The organism is Myxococcales bacterium, assembly GCA_022563535.1.
GTDB lineage: Bacteria > Myxococcota_A > UBA9160 > UBA9160 > UBA4427 > DUBZ01.
Map to the genome: position 1 here is coordinate 61,223 of JADFNE010000011.1, position 19,884 is coordinate 81,106.

Annotated in this window: 19 protein-coding genes; 10 read left to right on the forward strand and 9 right to left on the reverse strand. The window is 60.5% G+C overall.

Annotated features, from left to right (window positions below; all coding sequences use genetic code 11):
• Position 1: 1 nt before the first annotated feature.
• From IH881_05565 to IH881_05600, 8 genes are all read right to left on the reverse strand, one after another.
• The gene (locus IH881_05565; GenBank protein MCH7867145.1) at positions 2-1,177 is read right to left on the reverse strand and encodes a response regulator; all 1,176 of its coding nucleotides are present in this window, start codon (positions 1,175-1,177) and stop codon (positions 2-4) included.
• Positions 1,174-1,734, reverse strand: a complete 561-nt coding sequence (locus IH881_05570) for a DUF1232 domain-containing protein (protein MCH7867146.1) — start codon at positions 1,732-1,734, stop codon at positions 1,174-1,176. The genes IH881_05565 and IH881_05570 overlap by 4 nt, the downstream gene beginning before the upstream one ends.
• Positions 1,735-1,776: 42 nt before the next feature.
• Positions 1,777-3,123 carry a glutamate--cysteine ligase gene (locus IH881_05575; protein ID MCH7867147.1) on the reverse strand — a complete coding sequence of 449 codons (1,347 nt, stop codon included), beginning with the start codon at positions 3,121-3,123 and terminating at the stop codon, positions 1,777-1,779.
• A 145-nt stretch (positions 3,124-3,268) separates the two neighbouring features.
• Positions 3,269-3,691: a hypothetical protein gene (locus IH881_05580; protein ID MCH7867148.1), complete on the reverse strand. Its 423-nt coding sequence runs from the start codon at positions 3,689-3,691 to the stop codon at positions 3,269-3,271.
• 137 nt (positions 3,692-3,828) lie between these two features.
• Complete coding sequence (locus IH881_05585) at positions 3,829-5,205, reverse strand: M23 family metallopeptidase (GenBank protein ID MCH7867149.1); 1,377 nt, start codon at positions 5,203-5,205, stop codon at positions 3,829-3,831.
• A gap of 256 nt (positions 5,206-5,461) precedes the next feature.
• The gene (locus IH881_05590) at positions 5,462-6,772 is read right to left on the reverse strand and encodes an aminotransferase class I/II-fold pyridoxal phosphate-dependent enzyme (GenBank protein ID MCH7867150.1); all 1,311 of its coding nucleotides are present in this window, start codon (positions 6,770-6,772) and stop codon (positions 5,462-5,464) included.
• A gap of 87 nt (positions 6,773-6,859) precedes the next feature.
• A complete protein-coding gene (locus IH881_05595; protein MCH7867151.1) occupies positions 6,860-7,381 on the reverse strand; it encodes a GNAT family N-acetyltransferase in 522 nt (173 codons plus the stop codon).
• A 6-nt stretch (positions 7,382-7,387) separates the two neighbouring features.
• Positions 7,388-8,149 (reverse strand): hypothetical protein, encoded by a 762-nt coding sequence (locus IH881_05600; GenBank protein MCH7867152.1) that lies wholly within the window; start codon positions 8,147-8,149, stop codon positions 7,388-7,390.
• A gap of 410 nt (positions 8,150-8,559) precedes the next feature.
• Between IH881_05600 and IH881_05605 the strand changes: the two genes are divergently transcribed.
• From IH881_05605 to IH881_05615, 3 genes are all read left to right on the forward strand, one after another.
• On the forward strand, positions 8,560-10,746 hold the full coding sequence (locus IH881_05605; protein ID MCH7867153.1) for a sigma 54-interacting transcriptional regulator: 2,187 nt from the start codon (positions 8,560-8,562) through the stop codon (positions 10,744-10,746).
• Between the two features lie 242 nt (positions 10,747-10,988).
• A complete protein-coding gene (locus tag IH881_05610) occupies positions 10,989-11,507 on the forward strand; it encodes a response regulator (GenBank protein MCH7867154.1) in 519 nt (172 codons plus the stop codon).
• The gene (locus IH881_05615; GenBank protein MCH7867155.1) at positions 11,504-12,607 is read left to right on the forward strand and encodes a response regulator; all 1,104 of its coding nucleotides are present in this window, start codon (positions 11,504-11,506) and stop codon (positions 12,605-12,607) included. The genes IH881_05610 and IH881_05615 overlap by 4 nt, the downstream gene beginning before the upstream one ends.
• A gap of 11 nt (positions 12,608-12,618) precedes the next feature.
• On the opposite strand, the gene IH881_05620 is transcribed toward IH881_05615, so the two are convergent.
• On the reverse strand, positions 12,619-13,581 hold the full coding sequence (locus IH881_05620; protein MCH7867156.1) for a DHH family phosphoesterase: 963 nt from the start codon (positions 13,579-13,581) through the stop codon (positions 12,619-12,621).
• A gap of 142 nt (positions 13,582-13,723) precedes the next feature.
• On the opposite strand from IH881_05620, the gene IH881_05625 reads away from it, so the two are divergent.
• From IH881_05625 to IH881_05655, 7 genes are all read left to right on the forward strand, one after another.
• Positions 13,724-14,341: a glutathione S-transferase family protein gene (locus tag IH881_05625; protein ID MCH7867157.1), complete on the forward strand. Its 618-nt coding sequence runs from the start codon at positions 13,724-13,726 to the stop codon at positions 14,339-14,341.
• 101 nt (positions 14,342-14,442) lie between these two features.
• Positions 14,443-15,825 carry a sigma-54-dependent Fis family transcriptional regulator gene (locus tag IH881_05630; protein MCH7867158.1) on the forward strand — a complete coding sequence of 461 codons (1,383 nt, stop codon included), beginning with the start codon at positions 14,443-14,445 and terminating at the stop codon, positions 15,823-15,825.
• Positions 15,826-16,064: 239 nt separating this feature from the next.
• The gene (locus IH881_05635) at positions 16,065-17,309 is read left to right on the forward strand and encodes a response regulator (protein ID MCH7867159.1); all 1,245 of its coding nucleotides are present in this window, start codon (positions 16,065-16,067) and stop codon (positions 17,307-17,309) included.
• Entirely contained in the window at positions 17,306-17,713 is a 408-nt protein-coding gene (locus IH881_05640) for a PilZ domain-containing protein (protein ID MCH7867160.1), read from the forward strand. The genes IH881_05635 and IH881_05640 overlap by 4 nt, the downstream gene beginning before the upstream one ends.
• A gap of 301 nt (positions 17,714-18,014) precedes the next feature.
• The gene (gene tatA, locus IH881_05645; protein MCH7867161.1) at positions 18,015-18,386 is read left to right on the forward strand and encodes a twin-arginine translocase TatA/TatE family subunit; all 372 of its coding nucleotides are present in this window, start codon (positions 18,015-18,017) and stop codon (positions 18,384-18,386) included.
• Positions 18,379-19,107 carry a twin-arginine translocase subunit TatC gene (tatC, locus tag IH881_05650; protein MCH7867162.1) on the forward strand — a complete coding sequence of 243 codons (729 nt, stop codon included), beginning with the start codon at positions 18,379-18,381 and terminating at the stop codon, positions 19,105-19,107. The genes tatA and tatC overlap by 8 nt, the downstream gene beginning before the upstream one ends.
• Complete coding sequence (locus IH881_05655) at positions 19,100-19,873, forward strand: enoyl-CoA hydratase/isomerase family protein (protein MCH7867163.1); 774 nt, start codon at positions 19,100-19,102, stop codon at positions 19,871-19,873. The genes tatC and IH881_05655 overlap by 8 nt, the downstream gene beginning before the upstream one ends.
• Positions 19,874-19,884 lie beyond the last annotated feature (11 nt).

Consider the following 19,884-nt stretch of genomic DNA (forward strand, 5'->3'; position numbering starts at 1 on the left):
CTCAGAGGACTCGTTCTTTTGGGTTCACACCCGATTCGTAGTAGGACTCGACGAGTTTTCCGAGGCTGAGGACACGTACGGGAACCTCGACAGACTGAGGCCAACGCTTGTTTGCGAGCCGCATCCGTTCGATCAAGAGCTTAGCATCGGGGTAGTCCTCGCGGCACATCAAGTCGTCGATCTCCAGCCAACTCGAAATTGCGGTCTGGGTGCGGGTCACGCGCTCACTGAGAAACGACATGCTGGGAGAGGTGACGCCCGAACTCGCGACCTGCTCGCCGAGCTTCGAAAGTTTGTCGAGGGATCGTTTGAACTCTTTGCGCAAACCATCCCCATGCTGCGAGAGCGCGACCAGCAATTCTTCGAAGTTGCGGCGCAGGGGTTCGTGGGAAATCTCCTTGAAGAGAATCACGCGTCCAAGGCGCTCGCCTCCCCGGCTCTCGAGGGAGCGGGAGCTGACCCGCAGCCTGTGCGTCGTGCTCGCAGTCATCACTTCCAGATCTTCGAAAGAACCGTCCATCTCTTCCGACACGCAGTCCACCGCCTCGGCGACGTGCTCCAGGCCCTGGCGTACCAGGATCTCGCGGATCCCGACCCCCTTCGGATCGTCATCCAGCTTCAAGTATCTGCGTGCCGCCTGATTGATGGCCTGGATGATCCCGTCGGTATCGAGCGCCATGGCGCCAATGTCGAAGCGATCCATCACCGCTTCCAAAAACTGGTTCCCGCGACCCAGGTTTTCGATCAGTCTGCGATTTTCTAGCGTAAGCGAATAGTGCTGGACCGCGTTCTTGACCGTCTGCTTGAGTTCGGCCGGTTCCCAGGGCTTGTCGAGGTAGGCATAGATGTGCCCATCGTTGATGGCCTGAATGGTTGCGTCCGAGTCCGCAAACCCCGTCAACATGATCCGGACCGTGTCGGGATGCTGCGCGTAGACTTCGCGCAGAAACTCGACTCCAGTCATGTGTGGCATCCGCTGATCGGTGAGCACGACGGCGATCGGCGCCTGCTCGACCAATATCTCGAGTCCCCGCCGCGCATCGTTGGTCGTGATGACTTCGTAGTCGTCCATGAACGTGAACGACATCGTTTCGAGGATCGCATCCTCGTCGTCGACGACCAACAATCGCGGTCGGTCTGGGCAATCCATCGTTGCTCGATCTGAATCGGAACTCAAAAGCCCACCCTTCCCTTCGCTTCGTCCCGGGCTTTGCGCAGTGCCACCTCGGCCCGAAGCTTCTTGCGATAGGCATCCAGGCGCCCCGGGAGACGAGACGATGCGATCTTGGTCCACGGGCGCTGTTCCGCGCCGTCACGATACTTGCGAAACTTTCGATACGCCCAGAGTTCGTGCCTGAACTCATCCTCGACGAACTTGATCATGATGGCATCGTCGAGAAAGCCAAAGACCGGAATTTCGTCGGGAATCAGATCGTCTGGGTTTGCAAAATAAGCGAGTGCACCCAGGACCTGGTTTCGGATCGGCTTGGGTGCGTGGTAGTCCTCGTCGAGGATGATCTCGGTGAGGTCTTCAATCGCCGCAATCGCTTCGACGACAAACCGCGGCGTTCCCTTCTTGCTGCGGACAGTCTTTACCAACTCGGCCGCAGCGGTGATGATCTCGTCCGGGTCGCTCCCGGCCGCACTTTTGCGCGCATTGCGAAAGAGTCTGCGGAAGTAGTCGACATCTCCCTCGTCCAGCGTGAAGCTGACTTTGAACGATGTCACGCTCATTATGGACTGCCTCCGAGGCGCGCTAGAGCACGAGCGACTTTATCAGTATTTGGCACGGTCGATCAAGCGGTCCATCGAGCCATCCCACTCGCTCGCCCAACTCTCGGCCAACTCCTCTCCCGGGCTGCGCCCTCGCTCGACCACCTCGCCCAGTGGGTCGAGAAAGCCGTCCTCATCCGGGCCGGCGATGCCATGAGAAGCCATTGCCTTGAGGCCCGCCGCGGAGTATGCGACCAACTCTCGAGCCAGTTCAATGACCGGTCGCCCCGCAATTTCTGCCGCCAAACCTCGCCGGGCGACGTCGGCCAGACCCGCGTCTCGCTCGGCGGCACTGAACCCGCCGGCCAACGACCACGCGGCCTCTCGGGCATCTGCATCGTAGAGAATTCCCTTCCAAACTGCGGGCAAGGCACAGGTCAGTTCGCGCGAAACGGCGTCGGTGCCCCGCACCTCAATGATCCGTTTGAGGCGAATCTCGGGAAACAGCGTGGTGAGATGCGTGTCCCAATCCGCGTGGGTCGCCCGCTCGCCTGCGAGACCCGACTTCATGAACTCGCGAAAGGTAAGGTGGCTGGCCGGGTGGTATTGGTCCCCGCGAACGACGAAGAACATCGGGATGTCGAGTGCCCAATCGATGTAGTGCCGATAGCCAAAGTCCGGAAGGAAGACGAACTCTAAAATTCCGCAGCGATCGGGGTCGGTTTCTCGCCAGATCTGAATCCGGCGCGAGGCGAAGCCGTTCGGCTTGCCTTCGGAAATGCTGGAGTTGGCGAACAGTGCCGAGATCACCGGGCTGATTGCCATGGCGGTGCGCATCTTTTCCGCCATGTCGGCTTCGTCTCGATAGTCGAAGTTGGCTTGCACGGTTCCGGTCGCGTGCATCATGTGCATGGCGAGATCGCCTTTAGTCGGCAGATAACTGCGCATGATGTCGTAGCGCGCTTTCGGCATGCGCGGGATCTCTTCGATCTTGTGGATCGGATCGTGACCGAGCCCCAGCCACAGGATCCCCATGTCCTGGGAGATCCCCTTGAGCAACTCGACGTGGCTATTGAACTCCACGCAGGTCTCGCGGTTGGTGCGCAAAGGCGCACCCGACAGTTCGATCTGCCCACCGGGCTCCAAGGTGATGCTCGCGCCGTCCTTCTTCAGCGCGACGAGGTACTCGCCCTCGAAGACTCGGGTCCAATCATCCTGGGTCGCGATCCGCTCGAGCAGAACGGCAATTCCCCGTTCTCCCTCGTAGGTGAGTCGCGCATGGGTGTCCGCATAGAGCCCGATCTTCTCGTGCTCGGTGCCCACTTTCCAATCCGCGGGCTCGGTTTCACCGTCGATAAAAAACTGAACGAGATCGGCGTCGCCCTCGATGGGCCGGCTGGCCTCTGTCACTCGCTGACTCCCTGGGCGCTGGTCACTTCTTAGCACGAAGCAAAGAGGGGCGGGAGGATATCGAACCGCGGGGGAATCGCCTCCGGGGCGTAGCTTATTTGCAGTCGTTCGGGAGACGCCAGAATCGGCGAGGGGTGATAGGGGGTTAGGGGGCGAAGGCGGCTTCCAGGAAATCGCTGAGTACCAGGCTGAGGGCTGTGTCGATCGCTTCGTCGTCGGCGAGGGCGATGCTTTTGCAGGGCCCTTCTGGTTTGCCCGCTTTGAAGGGTCCGACAATCGTCACTTCGCCCACGATTTTCACTGTCACGATCACCCGATGACGCCCCCGGGCGAGATCGAACTGCACCGAGTGGAGGTGTTTGTCGTCGATCCGCGGATCCGACAGTTCGACCGCAAGATGCGCGGCCCCAGCTTCCCGGCTGCCGCGATGAAAACCCTCGAGGCCTTCTCGCACTCGCTCATGAAGCTCGCCTGCACGCTTCTGAACTCGCCCAAGTTGCTCCAACAATCCCGACTCGCGAGCCCCCAAGCGCTTACCAATCTCTTCCAACTGGTCTGCCAACGCCACGGCACACCTCCTAGTCACGATCTCCGCCCCTCCCAAAAAACAAGGGTCAACTCCGATCCCACCTCAGGCCCCCCACCCCTCGCCGATTCTGGCGTACCCGAACGAGAGCCAAACCCATTCAAGGCAAGCCAAAAAACCTAGAGGGCGTTACCCGCAAAGTCCTGGGTGGGACCGTCGCGCAATCCCAGCAGCAGCTGATCGCGGACGATCTGGAAATCGGCCCATTGCGCGTCCGCGACTGAGCGTTGGACGGGGCGCCCATGATTGAGATGGGCGGGGTTCACGTACTTGCCGAACTTCGTGACCCGAAAGCAGACGTGCGGCCCGGTCGCGAGTCCGGTTTGTCCCACGTATCCGATCACCTGCTTCTGCTTGACCTTCTGCCCGACCGCGAGATTCGGGTTGAAGGCCGAGAGATGAGCGTAAAAGGAGACGTACCCCCCCGCGTGGCGAATCTTCACGAGATTTCCGAATCCACCGCTGATGCCCTGAAAGATCACGGTTCCGTCGGCCACGCTCCACAACGGAGTGCCCGTCCGCGCGGCGTAGTCGATGCCGTGATGGGGACGCACGACCTTGAGGATGGGGTGATTGCGCGCAGCACTGTAATCGGAGCTGATGCGATTGAACTTCAGTGGAGCCGCGAGATACTCCTGCTCCACCGTTTCACCGTCGGGACGGAAGTAGCTCCCGATGCCGTCGAGTTCCTCGAAGTACACCGCAGTGTGTTCACCGATCGAACCCTTGAACTGCGCCGCGAGTATGCGTCCGGGACGAACGTAGACCTCGTCGCCGTCTTCCTCGCGGTAGAGCTGCTCGTACAAGATCGTGTAGCCGTCGCCCACCTTGAGTTGCCGAGTGAAGTCGATATCCCAGGCAAAGATATCCGCAAACGCGCTGGCGAGGACGGGATCGTGGCCCAGGCCTCGAATGCTCTTGTACAGCGAGGTTTGGACCGTGCCCTGCATCCGAATGACACGCGGTTGTAGCGGGGAGGCTTCACGCGTTACCCGGTAGTCATCTTTCGTGCGCGTCAACACGATGCTCTCGTCTGGGGCGGTGCGATAGCGAAAGCGAACGAGTTCCCCATCGGCGTCCAGCGTGAGCCTGAAGCCATCGCCGGGCCGCGATTTTCGGAAATCGAACTCCGGTCGAATCTGTTGATCGATCGTCCGCAACACCTGAGCGGAGACGCCGCGTGCCCGAAGCAATCTCGAAAGCGATTGGCCGGCAGAGAGTTTGCCTTTAATGACAGAGAACTCTTTGGCGGAAGGGGATGGCTTCGCAGGCTGCATCCCACGCCGAGATGTTGCGGCCGATTTACGGGGCACCATCGCGACGCGGATCGGCTCTGCTTTTGCAGTCTGAGAATCTTTGCGCGGCACTTCGTCTACAAACGGTCGATGCGGCGGAAGTGAATTGATTTCGATCGGGGCGAATTGTCCGACAGCGCCGGTGCGGTGAATCTTCTCGACTTCATTCGCTTCGAGGCCCGCACCAGAACTCGTGATCATGACCAGGCCAATCGCCAAGCCGAGCGCAATGGGGATGGAACGCGAAACCTCGCGCGTTCGTGTCTTTCGCCGTAGCCCTATGGGCAACCCCAATGGTCTAGGGGGAGGGTGCATCGGGGTCTCCTTGGGGGACCGATTCCGGCGCTACAAGTAGCCTTCAATACGCACCTGTGCACACAAATACGCGCCCAATTTCCATAAATTGTCCGACGAGGATTTCGAGATGAATCGAGCAGAAATATTCCCTAGGGAATATTCAGTTCAACTCTTGGATTGCCTTGTGCACGATCTCGAACAAGGGCTCGACGTCATCGGTTTCGAGACATGAAAATGCGACTCGAAGATCGTGCTTTCCGGTCGCAATCAGCCCCACCCCGTGTTCGTCCAGCAAGTGAAGGCGCAGTCGTTCGGCCTCGACACCCTTCACCTCGATCAGCATGAAGTAGCCGCTGTTAAAGGGATAAACCCTCCAGCTCTCGCTGTAGCGTGGCGCCCGCGCCACCTCGTACACCCGACTCGCACGGGCACACAGCACGTCCAACTTCAGCTGGCGCTCGGCGGCGATGTCACTCGACCCGAGCGCATTTTGAACCAGCGTTTGAGAAAGCTGGGAGGCATTCGACACGCCGGCCCGGATCATGCCCCGCACCTTGGCTTCCAAAACCGCGCAGGCCTCCGCTGCACCACTGCTGCGGCCAGGTCCAAAGGTGATGAAGCCGCAGCGCAGTCCCCAGACGAACAGTTCCTTGGTGGCTCCGTCGAGCTTCACCGCCAGGATGTTGGGGTGACAATTGGTGAGCAGACCAAACAAGGATTCGGTCATCGACTCCCCACCCAGGTGATAGAAGAGTCCGAAATAGGCGTCGTCCGCGAGGACCACGAGCTTGGTTCCGCGCTCCGCCTGACCCACCAGCGCGTTGACGATCCCCTCCCCCTCCGCGCAGGTCGGCATGTAGCCCGTCGGGTTGTTGGGAAAATTCAACAACACGATCAGCTTGTCGCGACCGGCAGCGTTGCGCTCGAGACTCTGCGCAAACCCGGGGACGTTGAACCCCTCTCCGTCAAAGAAGGGGAAGGTCTCGATCTTTGCACCAAAGTGATTTTCGAAACAGAGGCGATAGTTACCCCACAGCTTGTCGGGCAACAGCAGCACGTCGCCCGGGTCCGTAAACATCTCGGCCGCGAGTCCGAGACCGTGAGTGATTGCGCTGGTGGTGATCGGCTGGCCAAACGTCTTGCCCGCGAGGCTCGGATTTTCGGCCAGGAGTTTTTCGCGCCAGCGCTCGCGCAAACCCGGCTGCCCAGCCGGTGGGGCGTAGGGGTAGACATCCTTGGCCGGAAGGGACGAAAGGTGCTGGTTGATTGAATCCAGGAACATCGGGCCCCCACCCTCGGTGGCGATCCCAATGGTTGCGTTGAATCGATGTGCCTTGGCCTTGGCCTCTGCGGACTGGCTGAGGATCCCCTTCGGAAAATAGGCGCGCTGTCCGTAGCTGGACAGCATGGCGTAAATTTCGGGGGCGCTCTTCTCTAGCTCTTCGTTCAACTCAGCGGCAATGGAGTTCAATTTTTGCTCTGATGAGACGGTCTCGTTTACCGCAGTTTTTTCGCTGCTCATCCGGGGGCTTCCTTGCTGGAGTGTCGGCCGTGGAACCTACATCCGCAGGTGCAGAACGTCCATAAGATCGGCAAAGCCCCGCGCCCGCCAGAACCCCTGGCCCTCCGGGTTTTCGTGCGCGACATGAACTTCGACGCGTGCGACTCCCGACGCGCGGATCCAGTCGAGGCTCGCGTCCACCAACACCCCCGCGATCCCGCGTCGGCGCTCCGATTCCCGCACGCCGAGGTCGGTGATCTCCGCGCGCTCGGTCTCGCGCAGAATCGGCGGCGACTGATCGATGCGCACAATCAGCATTCCGGGAAGGTCGCCGAACTCGTCGTATACGAGGATCTGGGCGTCGGGATCGCGCTGTATCGCTCGCAGCAGTTCCCCCAAGGCGTCTTCCCCATCGGGACTCATGCTGAACAGGGGGTCGATCCCTCGATGATGGTCGGTAATGGCCGTCCACAGCGCAGCCACCCGGTCGAGATCCTTGGCCCCGGCCGAGCGCACGCACTCGGCTCGGGCGCGGCCCTTATGCTGCACGTTGTCAGCGGTTTCTTTTTCAGCGGTCAACGTCGACTACTTCCATTTTTTCTGGGTTTCCTTCGGATTCGCAAATTTGATCGATCCCGAACGCAGCATGATAAATGATCCGGTCTGGACGCCATCCCGAGAAAAACTCCCGGAAAGCCTCCCGGGAGCAGCCGGGTCCACGCTGATCCCCGCAGCACTGCGGTACTCCGTGATTCCGTCGAGGGGGACGCTGCGCGCGCTGCTCATTTGGTCGATGCGGCGAAAAATTGGTTGCTTCACAGGATCTTCTATCTCCCAGGTCTCGCTGTAGCCGATGACCGATGCCGATGTCTGGTTGAGCGTCCCACTCGAGCGGAAGCCGCTGGTGGGATCCCCCCGCAGACTCTTCGAACGCGTCCATTGTGGATTGACCGCCAGGCCCGCGGCGATTTCCTCGAGTTGGGCCGCATTGGGTTGCCAGGCCCCCGCCGATCGGATCGATCGCCCGCTCGCGAGCAACTCCTGGCGCCCGCGATCGTCGTCGAACAAGACCACTGGATACTCGGTCCACAGCAGCCGCGATCCCCGGTAGTCGAATGTCCAGACCTTGTCTTCCCACTGCTCGCCATCGGCCGCCCCCCCTGTGGTGTCGCGGTAGTGGACGACGATGTACCAGGTACCCAACAGATCAAATTTCTGGGGTTCGCTCGACTTGCCCGGGGCAGCAAGGCTCCCCGAGCCGATCAGGACCAGCGCCGTCAACGCGAATGCCAAGCCCCGGCATTGCGGAAATCTGCGCTGGGTGCTGTGGGCGCGGCTGCGGCGCATCGTTTCCCCTCGCTGATCGACTTGGGCGGGGTGCCCGAAATTGAAAGCGCACCGTGAGCGATCGCTCAGCAACTTTGGCAGAGCGATCGCGCACCAGCAACGAAGCACGATATGCGGGTGACACATCAAAGCCACAGCGATGCGGAATTAATTTTCCAACTATGAGAGGAAACCGGCGCCTCTGCTAGCTTCCCATATTGGCAGCCGCGTGTCGGTGTTGTGGGGCCGATTCGAGATCTTCCACGTTTTGCAATGACTTACAGAGCCTTCTGCCGGAGGGCGCCGATTTCTCACATTTGGCACGCAGCTTGCGCATCTGTTGCGTGGAGCATTGTGTTTAAATCACGACCCCGACGAGCGGAAACACTTCAGCGGATTCAGGGGAATGTTCTCGGATAGGCAGGGCGGCAATGGGGACTTCTTCGACATTGTGGATCATCCACAGGAACGCTCAACAGCGGGCTGCGCTCGCTCGCATCGCCGGTGCGGGGGACAACACCTTCCTGGGCGAGCCCTCCGATGAGCTGTTTGCGGCGGCGACTGCCGCCAACGTAGTCCTGCTCGCCCCTTCGGGCGACTTCGAGAGCGAGCTCGAGTTCGTGCACCGGTTCAGTCCGCGCTTGCGGGGCTGTACCTGGATCGTGCTCCCCCAGGCTTCCGACCTCGCCGAGGCGCGCCGACTGTTCGACAACTTGCCCGCGACGTTCCTGAAGTTTCCGCCCCAGCCCGATCGCCTGCGCAAATGCATTGCGGACGCAGAACATCGCCGCAGCGCAGGTTCACTTTCTCGACGTCGCGGCCGCGATCTGCTGGCCGCTCGGTTTTCCCGCTGGTTCATGGAGCTCGAGCTGCCGGACCTGCTGCGTGCCCTCGATCCAAAGCTCTGTCATCTCCCATTGCTGATCCGAGGAGAAGCGGGAACCGGGCGCGGTCTGGTCGCGAGGTACGTTCACGCGTTTGGCAGTACGGATGCTTCGGGCCTGCTGCACGTCCCCTGTGCCGGAGTGTCGAGTGAGCGCGAGTTGCTCGAGTTGATCGGCGAAGCGGGATCCGACCACAGCTGGAACCGCACGATCTGGCTCGAGGACGTCGACCGTCTGCCCGAGACCCTGCAGCTGCGGGTGCGGGATTGGATTGACTACGGCCTCCCCGAGGCGGTACTTCGAACGACCCGGGTGCGGTTCATCGCGTCGGCCCAGGACGAGCGAGACTATGGCTACCGCGACCTGTCGAGCGAGGACGATTTCGAGGCAGAAGCAAACCTGCCGCGCTTGAACCGCGGACTCGCCACGGCTCTCTCCGGGCTCGTCGTCTCACTCCCTTCCCTGCGCGAAAGAATCGAGTGCATCGTCAAATTTGTCGCGAACGCTTCCATTGCCTGGTCGGCCTCCCAGGGCGAGCGGCATCGCAGCTTTGGCGACGGGGCACTGCAAGAACTCGCCAGCTATCCCTGGCCCGGCAACATGGCTCAGCTCGAGTCGGTGGTGCATCGCAGCCTCTCGCATTCGAGCGCCAATCCCCTCGAGCCCCATCATCTGCGCTTCAGCGGCGACGCCCAGTTGCTCGCCGAATCCGAACTCCCCAGCGCAGAATTCGTCGACGATCCAACTCCCGAAGTCGAGCTGGAACCTGTTCAGCCCGCTGCTGAATCGGTAGCTGAGCCTGTTGCTGCGTTGAAACCTGTTGTTGTGTCAGGTGCTGTGTCAGATGCTGAGCCAGTTGTCGAGCCGTCTGTCCAGCCGATCGCCCCAGCGTCGAGCGCGAACGACGAGTCCATTCCCGAGGACTTCGCCCGGCCACGGCCAGCTGAGATCTGGTCCGATTCCTCTGTTCCTCACGAAGCGGGCGAACCGCACGAGGCCGATCCAGCACCCGACACGCAGCGGTTGGACTCCACGGTGACGGGGTTCGACAATGACGGCCTGCGACGCCTGGTCGGCGCCCTGGCCCACGAAGTTCGCAATCCCCTGGTGTCGATCCGGACGTTTTCCGAACTCTTGCCGGATCACTACAGAGACGAAGAGTTTCGCACTCGCTTCGCGGAACTGGTCCGCGCGGATGTCCTGCAAATCGAAAAGGTCGTGACCCGCTTGCAGGATCTTTCGCAACTCGCTCCCGCGAAACGCGTGCCCATCGATCTCCCCACCTCGCTCGAGCGCGCCCTCGACCGTCACACGGAACTGATCCAGGAGCGACACCTGTTGGTGTTGAAGGAGCTCGACCGCAACCAGCCCTTCGTGATGGCGGATGAAACCCAACTCGACCGGGCATTCAGCGGGCTGTTCGAAACGGCCCTGTCGATGGTGCCCGAACGCGGCGATTTTTATCTCGCATCAAAACACAACGCCCAGGGCCACGGCGGCGCGCCGATCGTTCGCGTCCTGCTGCGCTACCACAACCCGAGCATCGGCCGCCCCCTCAGCGACATTCTCGAAGACGACGGCTTTCGCATCGAGGGAATCACCCCGACAGAAACCGCGCTCGAGTTCTTGATCGCCGAAATGATCATCAAGGGTCAGGGGGGAACCATGACCCTCGACAGTACTGACGGCCAGGAAACCGTGATCGTGATCGACCTTCCCGCAGTACCCGACTGAACCCGGCACCCTGATTCAACTTCGCGGATCTTTTTCTTGCTCAGTAGAAACTCTGAGCAACGATCGATGTCTTTACTTTCGAGATGCGGAGAACATGCGAGGCGGCAGCCGTTCTCGGGCCAACACAGACCGATCGCTCGGAGAGCCGGATCAACTCTCAAGATTTCGTGTGTTGTTCCGACCACAGAAAGTAATTCAGAACTCAATATCAGAGAAAAGTCCTATTGGTCGAGTCCTGATAATTGAGGAGAGATCCTCTGATTTCTACAGCCAGTACAGAACCGAGCGATGAAAGTGAGTCTCCTGCGCGGCGAAGCCGGCGGCTCAACATTCTGCACGTCGAGGACAACGTCGAAGAAGTCACGCTGACCCGACATCTGCTCTCCCGGAACGACGACATCCAATACGACGTCAAGAACGCCCCCGGTCTCAATGTCGCGGCACAGCACCTGAGCCACATCACCTACGACGCAATGCTGCTGGACCTCAATCTCGGTGACGGCGAGGGGGTCTACACCTTGTTGTGGGCTGCTCCATTCATGTCCAAGCTGCCGGTGATTGTTCTTTCGGGCTCGGACAACGAACGCTTGCGCGACGCGGCGCTCAACGTTGGGGCACAGGACTACCTGGTCAAAGGCAGCTTCAGTCGCGAGTCGCTTTCGGAGGCCATCATCAAGGCGATCGAAAACCATCAACGAGCCGGAGAGGGAAGGCTATCGACTGCGACCGAAGATGAGTCGCAGCGGGAGGCACTACCATGAGCGCAGCCGAAATCCAACTTTCGAACCCCCATTGGCTGATCAGCGAAAAGAAACGCCTGGTGCCGGTCCTTGAAACCAACGCGCTACGCGTCCTCTTGATCGAGGACAGTCGAGAGTACGCCGCCCTCGTCACAAAGACTTTACAGAATCAGAATCTGTGCGAGTTCGCGGTCGAGCGGGCACCTCTATTGGAAACGGCCATTCAAAAACTCGACCGGTCGCGGTTCGACGCTGTTCTGCTCGACTTGACCCTGCCCGACGCCGACGCCGAAACAAGCATCGACATCGTGTGTTCCAGAGTTTCGAATTTCCCGGTGATTGTGCTGACGGCTTCAGAGGACACCAACCTCGCCTTGCTCGCCGGCAAGGCCGGGGCCGACGCGTTCATTCTCAAGGATCGACTCAACCGCAAGACACTGCCGCGGAAGATCTTGGATCTCGTCATGCGCCATCGAGCGAATCGCCCGTTTGAAATGTCATTGGACATGGAAACGGCGCCGATCGAACTGATGGCGATGCTCGGGAGATCCATTTTCACAAGCGAACTCGGGAGCAGCTGCGTCGAGGCCGCGTTCCCCGACGAGCTGATTTTCCGCGACCGACTCACGCATACGATCGACCAGGCCCGCGCAAACCCGCGCCGCTTCGCCGTGTTGAATATCAAGCTCGATCATCTCGCTGTGCTCGCAAACCTCACCGGCCGCTCGCTGGGGGAAAAGATGGTCAAAACCGCCTATCTCTGCCTGCGAGATCGGATCAGCAACACGGATACCCTCGCCCAGGTTGGAGAGTCGTCTTTCGCCTTGATCCTGGATGGTGTCGCGAACACGGAGTCGGTCAACGAAACCGCAATGGCACTGGGTGCATGTATCTCATGTGCGCGACTGCCGGAAGCGTCCGCAAAAGTCGATGTCGATTCGATCGGAATGACCGCGAGCATCGGCGTGGCAATGTATCCGGACGACGGACGCGATCTCGATTCGCTGCTCGAGGGTGCCGAAAGTGCACAACACCGATCCGTCCGAGCCGGGGGAAGTGCGGTTCGCTTCTGTCGAGAACTGGATCTCTACCAGGACTACCTCGAAAATACTCTTCGCTAGCGCCCTGACTTCTAACTCGAATAAAAATCGCAGAACTCATTTGTGAAGTCTTCGAGCTGGTCGGCGGGCAGGTTGTTGATGCCGGCCGCGGCTTCCCGCCCCCCACCGGTCGGAAAGCGGCGGCACAAATCGACTGCACCGACTTTGTTGCTGAGTGGCGCGCGGACACTCACGAGATACGTGCCATCCCCTCGTTCGGTCACCACCGCGTGCGCCCTGTCCGGCGATTCATTGGCGAGATCGTTACTGAAGACTCCGCTCACTCGCCGGGCCCAGGAACGGTCTGGGAACATGAACACTGCGGCGGCCCGGGACTGGCGACTGGCCTTTACCTTTCGCGCGCTCGCCATGTCTTCGCGGTAACCGGTCTCGAGCTTTTCAAAATGCTGCGCGCCGTCTCGAATAAAATCGAGCGGCTTGGCATATACGGAAACCAATTCGTATAGATCTTTTGGACGAAAGTGGAGCTCGTCGAGTGTCGCACCGTACCCGTTGTAGTTGATGTAGATCCCCAGGTTTTCGAGAAGCTCGATCTCGGTAGCGGCGAACGACAGGGGCCCCGCCAGAGACTCGGCACTCGTCTTCAAGTTGTCGCCGAATGCACCAACGATCGCCCATTCGACGAATCGTCCCCCGAGATGTTCGTTCATCAAGATGCTCGTACAGATGTCGGGTGACGTATCGATCAACGTTTCGAGTCCCGCTTGCGTCGGGATGTCCCCGGCAAAGTGATGGTCCACGTAGAAGACGTTCGCCCCCAACTCGAGTGCGGCCACAACTGCGTCGCGGTTCTTGTCGAGCGAGACATCCAACACCGTTACCTCGTCGCCAGCTTCGATCCCCGCCTTTGCGACGAGGGCAATGTCACGCTTGACTCCCGTGATCAATCGGCTCTCGGCGGGGTTGGCGTTGCGGAACTGCGTGAGGGCACAGATCCCATCCGCGTCACCGTTGAAGACATCGATCTTTGCCATTCTCACTCCTTGAACTGCGCACCCGAACCAAGGTCGAACTGTACCGGAACCCCGCCGAAGGCGGTGAAGCTCGCGTGGTCGCCCAACTGATCGGGCGGTAACCTGACGCCATCGGCTCCCCACATTTCTTCCAGGAGAAAACATGAAACTTCACAATTCGATCGGCCCCAATCCCCATCTCGTTCGCATTTTTGCCCGTGAAAAAAACATCGACATTGATTTGGTCGAGGTCGACCTGATGGGCGGAGAAAACCGCGGGGACGACTACATCGCGAAGAACCCGACCGGCCAACTTCCCTGCCTCGAACTCGACGACGGCAGCTTCATCTCTGAAACCCTCGTAATCTGCGAGTACCTCGAAGACATTCAGCCCGAACCCGCGCTGATCGGCACAACCGCGGCGGAAAAGGCCGTGACCCGCATGTGGACCCGGCGCACGGAACTCGCCATCACTGGACCATTGGCGGACGGTTTCCGCTTCTCGGAAGGACTCCCGCTGTTCAAGGACCGGATTCGCACGATCCCCGAGGCGGCCGACGGGCTCAAAGCCAAGGCGCGAGACGGCCTCGAATGGCTCGACGGCGAATTGGAGGGGCGGGACTTCATTGCGGGGGATCGCTTCGGCCTGGCCGACATCCTGCTCATTTCGTTCATGATGTTCGGCAGCCAGGTCGGTCAAGCGGCAGACCCGAGCCTCAAGAACATTGCCGCCTGGTTCGAGCGCGTATCCAGCCGACCCGGTGTTGAAGCGACGAAGTAATTTCCAAAAATCGTTCGACGAGATCGGTTGAGAAGTTTCGCGACCGCGTGCCCTACGACCCGGGCGCGCGGTCGGCGTCCTCCCGTGGTACCGTGCACCCAATGGCCTTTATTTTGGTGGTCGACGACGAGATTGGCGTTCGAGAGTCTCTCCGAATGCTGCTCAAGAGTGAGTTCACGGTCGCGACGGCTGCGGACGTCGAGAGCGCGTTGCAAACTCTCAGCGAGCGCACGCCGGACCTCATCATTCTCGACCTCGTGATGCCCGGACGCGGAGGACTCGATCTTCTGCGGGAGCTGCGGGACCGCAGGGTGAAGGTTCCCGTGGTGGTCTTGACGGCCACCAACACCATCGACGCCGCCGTCGCCGCGATGAAAGAAGGCGCGGCCGACTTCATCACCAAGCCATTCGAACTCGACGCCCTTCAGATCAAGATTCGCCAGTTGCTGGAGCACGGCGAGCTCGAACGAGAGGTCGTGCGCCTGCGCGACGAGGTTGCGGGGCGCCAACAGCTCGGTCGCATGATTGGCCGGAGTCCCGCGATGCTCGAGCTTTTCCGCACCATCGAGCGCATCGCCGATTCCCGCGCGAGTGTCTTGATCACCGGGGAGAGCGGCACGGGCAAGGAGTTGGTCGCCCAGGCGATCCACGAGCTGGGACCCCGGCAGGGTGGCCCCTTCATCGCCCTCAACTGCGGGGCGATCGCTCACCACTTGATGGAGAGCGAGCTCTTCGGTCACGAGAAGGGCTCCTTCTCCGGGGCGACGAATCTTCAGATCGGACGTTTCGAAGCGGCCGATGGTGGAACGTTGCTGCTAGACGAGATTGGCGAGCTCGAGTTGAGCCTGCAAGTCAAGCTATTGCGGGCCCTGCAGGAGAAGAAGATCGAACGGATCGGAAATCCCCATTCGATCGATGTCGATGCCCGCATCATCGCGGCCACCAACCGCAACCTCACCCGGGAAACCGAAGCCGGGCGTTTTCGCAACGACCTCTACTACCGGATCAACGTCATTGCGATCGAAATCCCCCCCCTGCGCGACCGACGCGAAGACATCCGCTTGTTGGCCGAAACGTTTCTTGAACGAATCTGCGGCGAACTCGACCGCGAGATCCAACTCGACCCCGAAGCCCTTGCGGCCATCGAGCGCTATGCGTGGCCGGGGAACGTGCGCGAACTCGAAAACGCCATCGAGCACGGTGCGGCCCTGTGCGATGGCGACATCATTGGTCTGGAAGACCTGCCTCACGCGATCATGAGCGCGGGTCGCAGTGATCGACTGCGCGAGGCCTGGCGCAGCGGCCACGGTGGGTTCGAAGAAACCGTGGGCCGCTTCGAGCGCGAGTTGATCCTCGAATCCCTCGAGCGGCACAACTGGAACCAGACCCGGGCCGCAGAGGACCTCGGAATTACCCGCCGGGTGCTCAAAATCAAAATGGACCGATTCGACATCCCAACCCCGGAGCGAGGGACCTCGGAATAGCGGGCTGACGCCGACGGCGTTCGACTTTGAACATCGACCGCGTGGGCGTTCGGTTAGGAACACTCCTACATTCCTTTTTGAAATCCAACTGTTACGAGAACTCACCTGAAAGTTCGTTCCGGACGGAACGTCAGCCGCTGCGCCGGGACCCTGCAACCCCCTGACTAGAATTTGGAATTCCCGTTCAAAAACACCGATCTACAAGAGACTTTTCATTCTGCTGATAGCTGGCATGACGCTTGCTGTTCAGTCACCCCATGGGCAGCGCAAACTCGCCAGAACCCGTCCAAACCAGCACCCAACGGGGCGTTGTTCTCGTCGTCGATGACGAGAGAGGCCCGCGCGAGTCGTTGCGCATGATTCTTTCCTCCGGCCACGAGGTGGTGACCGCCGAGGGGGTCAACTGCGCCCTCGATATTTTACGCAGCCGGGCGGTCGATCTCGTCACGGTCGATCTCAACATGCCGGGGATCAAGGGTGACAAGCTCGTCGGAATCATCCGCCAGGAATTTCCCGAGATCGAGATCATCATCATCACGGGCTTCGCCACGGTCGATGCCGCAGTCCGCGGGATTCGCTCCGGGGTGAGCGATTTCATCACCAAGCCGTTCGATGTCGTTCAGGTGAACGCCGCAGTCGCAAGCGCATTGCATCGGCAGCAGGGACGCCGACGACTCGTACGTTTTCTCGAGGGCCTCGGCAACGTGGTGGGTCGCGAGCGCACCGCCGAAGACATCCTGTGCGAACTCGAGAACAATAAAGAATTGCAGACGAGGCTCCACACCCTGCTGGAAGATCCACGGATCGAGCCAACGGCCAATTTCGAGCAAGCCGCCGATTCACCGACGATCAAATTCCTGGAACTGCTCGCCGATACCATCTCCAGTCGCGATCCCGCAATGCGCGGCCATGCGCGACGAATTTCGTTCTACGCCGGTTTGATCGCGGATTGCATGAAGCTCGACTCGACGCTTCGCGAACACACGCGGGTCGCAGGCTTTCTTCACGATATTGGCAAGGTGGGTCTCTCACCGGACGTGATGCCGTTCGGCGAGCCGTTGGATCCAGTACAACGAGACGCGGTCGAGGAGCACCCTGCGATCGGCGAACGCCTGCTTCAACCACTCAGCCTTCCGAAGACGATTACCGACGCCGTGCGTCACCACCACGAACGATGGGATGGCACGGGATATCCCGATGGACTGCGGGCCGAAGACACGCCGCTACTCGCGCGCATCATCGCAGTCGCCGACGCCTTCGACGCGATCGTAGGCAGGCGACCAGAAGCCCCGGAAGACGGTCGTCGTATCGCGTTGAGCGAACTCCGCAAGGGGGCCGGCAGCCAGTTCGATGCCCAGATCGTGGGCGTGTTCTGTGAGATCGCACAGAGCAAGATGCCGGAAGAAACTACCACCGGGACACCGAGCCCGGCAGAACTCACCCGCGCCTTCAACAAGGGCGCCTACGAAGGGCCTGCACAATGAACCATTCTCAGAATCACGGATTGGCGATCGATCAGGAATCCGACATCGTCGCCAGCGACCCCCGACGCGAATTTCGACGCGAAGAACTTCGCCAGGCCGACTACAGCGCATTTCCTCGCATGAGTCTCGACTCGCAAAAGCGCCGGTGCCTCATGCTCAATGAATCGGAGGGGGGCCTGTGCCTGGTCGTCGTGGAAGACGAGGCCATTGGCTCTCTGCTGCGGGTCATGGTGCGAAACCTTCATGGTCATGTGTCGCGCGACGTCGTCGCGCGCGTGGTTTGGTCCGAAGAAACATCTGCCGGACGTTTCCGGCTCGGTCTCGCGCTATTGCGCGAATCCCAACCGCGAATGTCGCGCATCCGCTTTGAAGACGGAAAGCGAACCAGAATCACTGGCAACTAGTTCGACGACCGGGAATCGGGGGAACGAAAGCGCAAAAATAATATCGGGGGCCGGCGATGATTCGGGGGGGGTATCGCCGGCTCCCAAATTTCAAGCGCAATTGCAAGCGCAATTGCAAGATGGGGGCCGGCGACAATAAATCCGGGGGGGTAGTCGCTGGCTCCCAAGTTGAAATGGGGGGCCGGCAGCGAATAATCCGGGGGGGTTGCTGCCGGCCCCCTTCTTTTATTTGGAATTGGCTGTCGTTGATCGCCCGGTAGCCCAACACCGCCCCCCGTTGCCTGGGCTAGAATGCCCGGCGATGTTTGGAATCGGACCGGTCGAACTCGCAGTGGTGCTCGTGGTCGCGCTTCTCGTGATGGGCCCCAAGAAACTGCCCGAGCTTGCGCGCACTCTGGGCCGAGGACTGGCCGAATTTCGCCGGGCCTCGAACGACCTGAAGCGCAGCATCGACCTCGACCTCGAGCCCCACGAGATCGACCCGCCGCCCGGCCCCAACCAGGCGGGCGTGTCCATGGAACCCGACAGCCCGCTTCCCGAAGACACCAAGGACACCAAGGACACAGAAGACATCAGTAGCCCCGACACGACCGACCCATCTGGCGAGCTGCCGGTCCCCGCAGCGGACGGATCGGCTGCCGCGAAGCCGGATACGGGTTCATCGGTTGACTGATCCCGAACTCCCAATTACCGACCATCTCGCCGAACTCCGCACCCGAATCGCCTGGGTGGTCGCGAGTTGGCTTTTCTGCGCCGGATTGTCTTATGCGTGGGCGGAAGAGATCTTCGCCTTCCTGCTCGCGCCTGCGATCGCCGCGCTGGGGAGTGGAGCGTCGCTCCAGTCCATCGCGCCGACTGAAATCTTCTTCACCTACATCAAGAGCGCATTGCTCGCTGGCTTCATCCTCTCGTTGCCGATGTTCTTCTGGCACGCGTGGGCCTTTGTGTCTCCGGGCCTCTACGAAGGAGAGCGGCGCTTCGTGGTTCCCTTCGTGTGCGCCTCGACGTTGTTGTTCTCCGGCGGATCGATTTTTGGCTACACGATCGTGTTCCCGATCATCTTCGATTTCTTCGGCAGTTTCAGCAGCGAGTTCGTAGTCTCGGCCTGGACCATGCGCGAGGTCTTCTCCCTTACCACGCGACTCTTCCTCGCCTTTGGAGTCGCGTTCGAACTGCCTCTGTTGGTATTCTTTCTCGCGATGGCGGGCATCGTGACCGCGAAGCAATTGCTTGCCTTCACCCCGTACGCGGTGTTGTGCGTGTTCATCACGGCGGCGATCCTCACACCGCCCGACGTCGTGAGCCAACTCTTTCTCGCCATACCCATGATCGCCTTGTATCTGCTCGGCGTGGCTGCAGCATTCCTGATCCAGAAAAGGAATCCCGATGACTGAACTGATACGAAGCGAACGCAGGGATGCCGTTGCGCTCTTGACCCTGAACCGCCCCGATACCCTGAACGCATTGGATCGGGAAATCTTGTTGGCCCTGGAAGCCGTGGTGGGCGAAGTCGCGCGCGATTCTTCCGTGAGGGCATTGGTTTTGACGGGCGAGGGCCGGGCCTTCGCCGCGGGGGCCGATATCGAAGCCATGAGCCACATGAGTCCCCGTGAAGCCGAAGAGTTCAGCCGCCTGGGGCATCGGGTATTCGCGTCGCTGGAACAACTCGCAGTGCCCACGATCGCCGCCGTAAATGGGTTTGCGTTGGGTGGCGGATGTGAGCTCGCGATGTCGTGCGACTGGATCTATGCCTCGACCAAGGCGCGCTTTGGTCAGCCCGAAGTCAAGCTCGGGCTGATTCCCGGCTTTGGCGGAACCAGTCGTCTGGTCCGCCGAGTGGGCGTTGCCTGGGCGAAGGAACTCGTGTGTTCCGGTGCCAACATCAGAGCCGACGAGGCAGCCCGGATCGGGCTCGCGAACCGGGTCTTCGAACCTGAAGAGCTGATGGCCAAGTCACTCGAAACCGCACAGGCCGTTGCAGAAGCGGGACCGGAAGCGGTGCAACTCGCCAAGCGGGTGATTCACCAAGGACAGGACGCCGATGTTCGAACGGCGCACGCACTCGAGCAGAATGCGTTTGGGCTCGTCTTTTCCAGCGAAGAACACACCGAGGGGATCGGGGCGTTTCTCGAGAAGCGGGAACCGAAATTTACGGGGTGAGGGGGTGAGTC

Bases quoted from the DNA above. Each gene is read 5' to 3' on its own strand.
- IH881_05570 (MCH7867146.1), bottom strand. From the start codon at position 1,734: ATGAGCGTGACATCGTTCAAAGTCAGCTTCACGCTGGACGAGGGAGAT.
- IH881_05585 (MCH7867149.1), bottom strand. From the start codon at position 5,205: ATGATCACGAGTTCTGGTGCGGGCCTCGAAGCGAATGAAGTCGAGAAG.
- IH881_05600 (MCH7867152.1), bottom strand. From the start codon at position 8,149: ATGCGCCGCAGCCGCGCCCACAGCACCCAGCGCAGATTTCCGCAATGC.
- IH881_05605 (MCH7867153.1), top strand. From the start codon at position 8,560: ATGGGGACTTCTTCGACATTGTGGATCATCCACAGGAACGCTCAACAG.
- IH881_05615 (MCH7867155.1), top strand. From the start codon at position 11,504: ATGAGCGCAGCCGAAATCCAACTTTCGAACCCCCATTGGCTGATCAGC.
- IH881_05620 (MCH7867156.1), bottom strand. From the start codon at position 13,581: ATGGCAAAGATCGATGTCTTCAACGGTGACGCGGATGGGATCTGTGCC.
- IH881_05625 (MCH7867157.1), top strand. From the start codon at position 13,724: ATGAAACTTCACAATTCGATCGGCCCCAATCCCCATCTCGTTCGCATT.
- IH881_05630 (MCH7867158.1), top strand. From the start codon at position 14,443: ATGGCCTTTATTTTGGTGGTCGACGACGAGATTGGCGTTCGAGAGTCT.
- IH881_05640 (MCH7867160.1), top strand. From the start codon at position 17,306: ATGAACCATTCTCAGAATCACGGATTGGCGATCGATCAGGAATCCGAC.
- tatA (MCH7867161.1), top strand. From the start codon at position 18,015: ATGTTTGGAATCGGACCGGTCGAACTCGCAGTGGTGCTCGTGGTCGCG.
- IH881_05655 (MCH7867163.1), top strand. From the start codon at position 19,100: ATGACTGAACTGATACGAAGCGAACGCAGGGATGCCGTTGCGCTCTTG.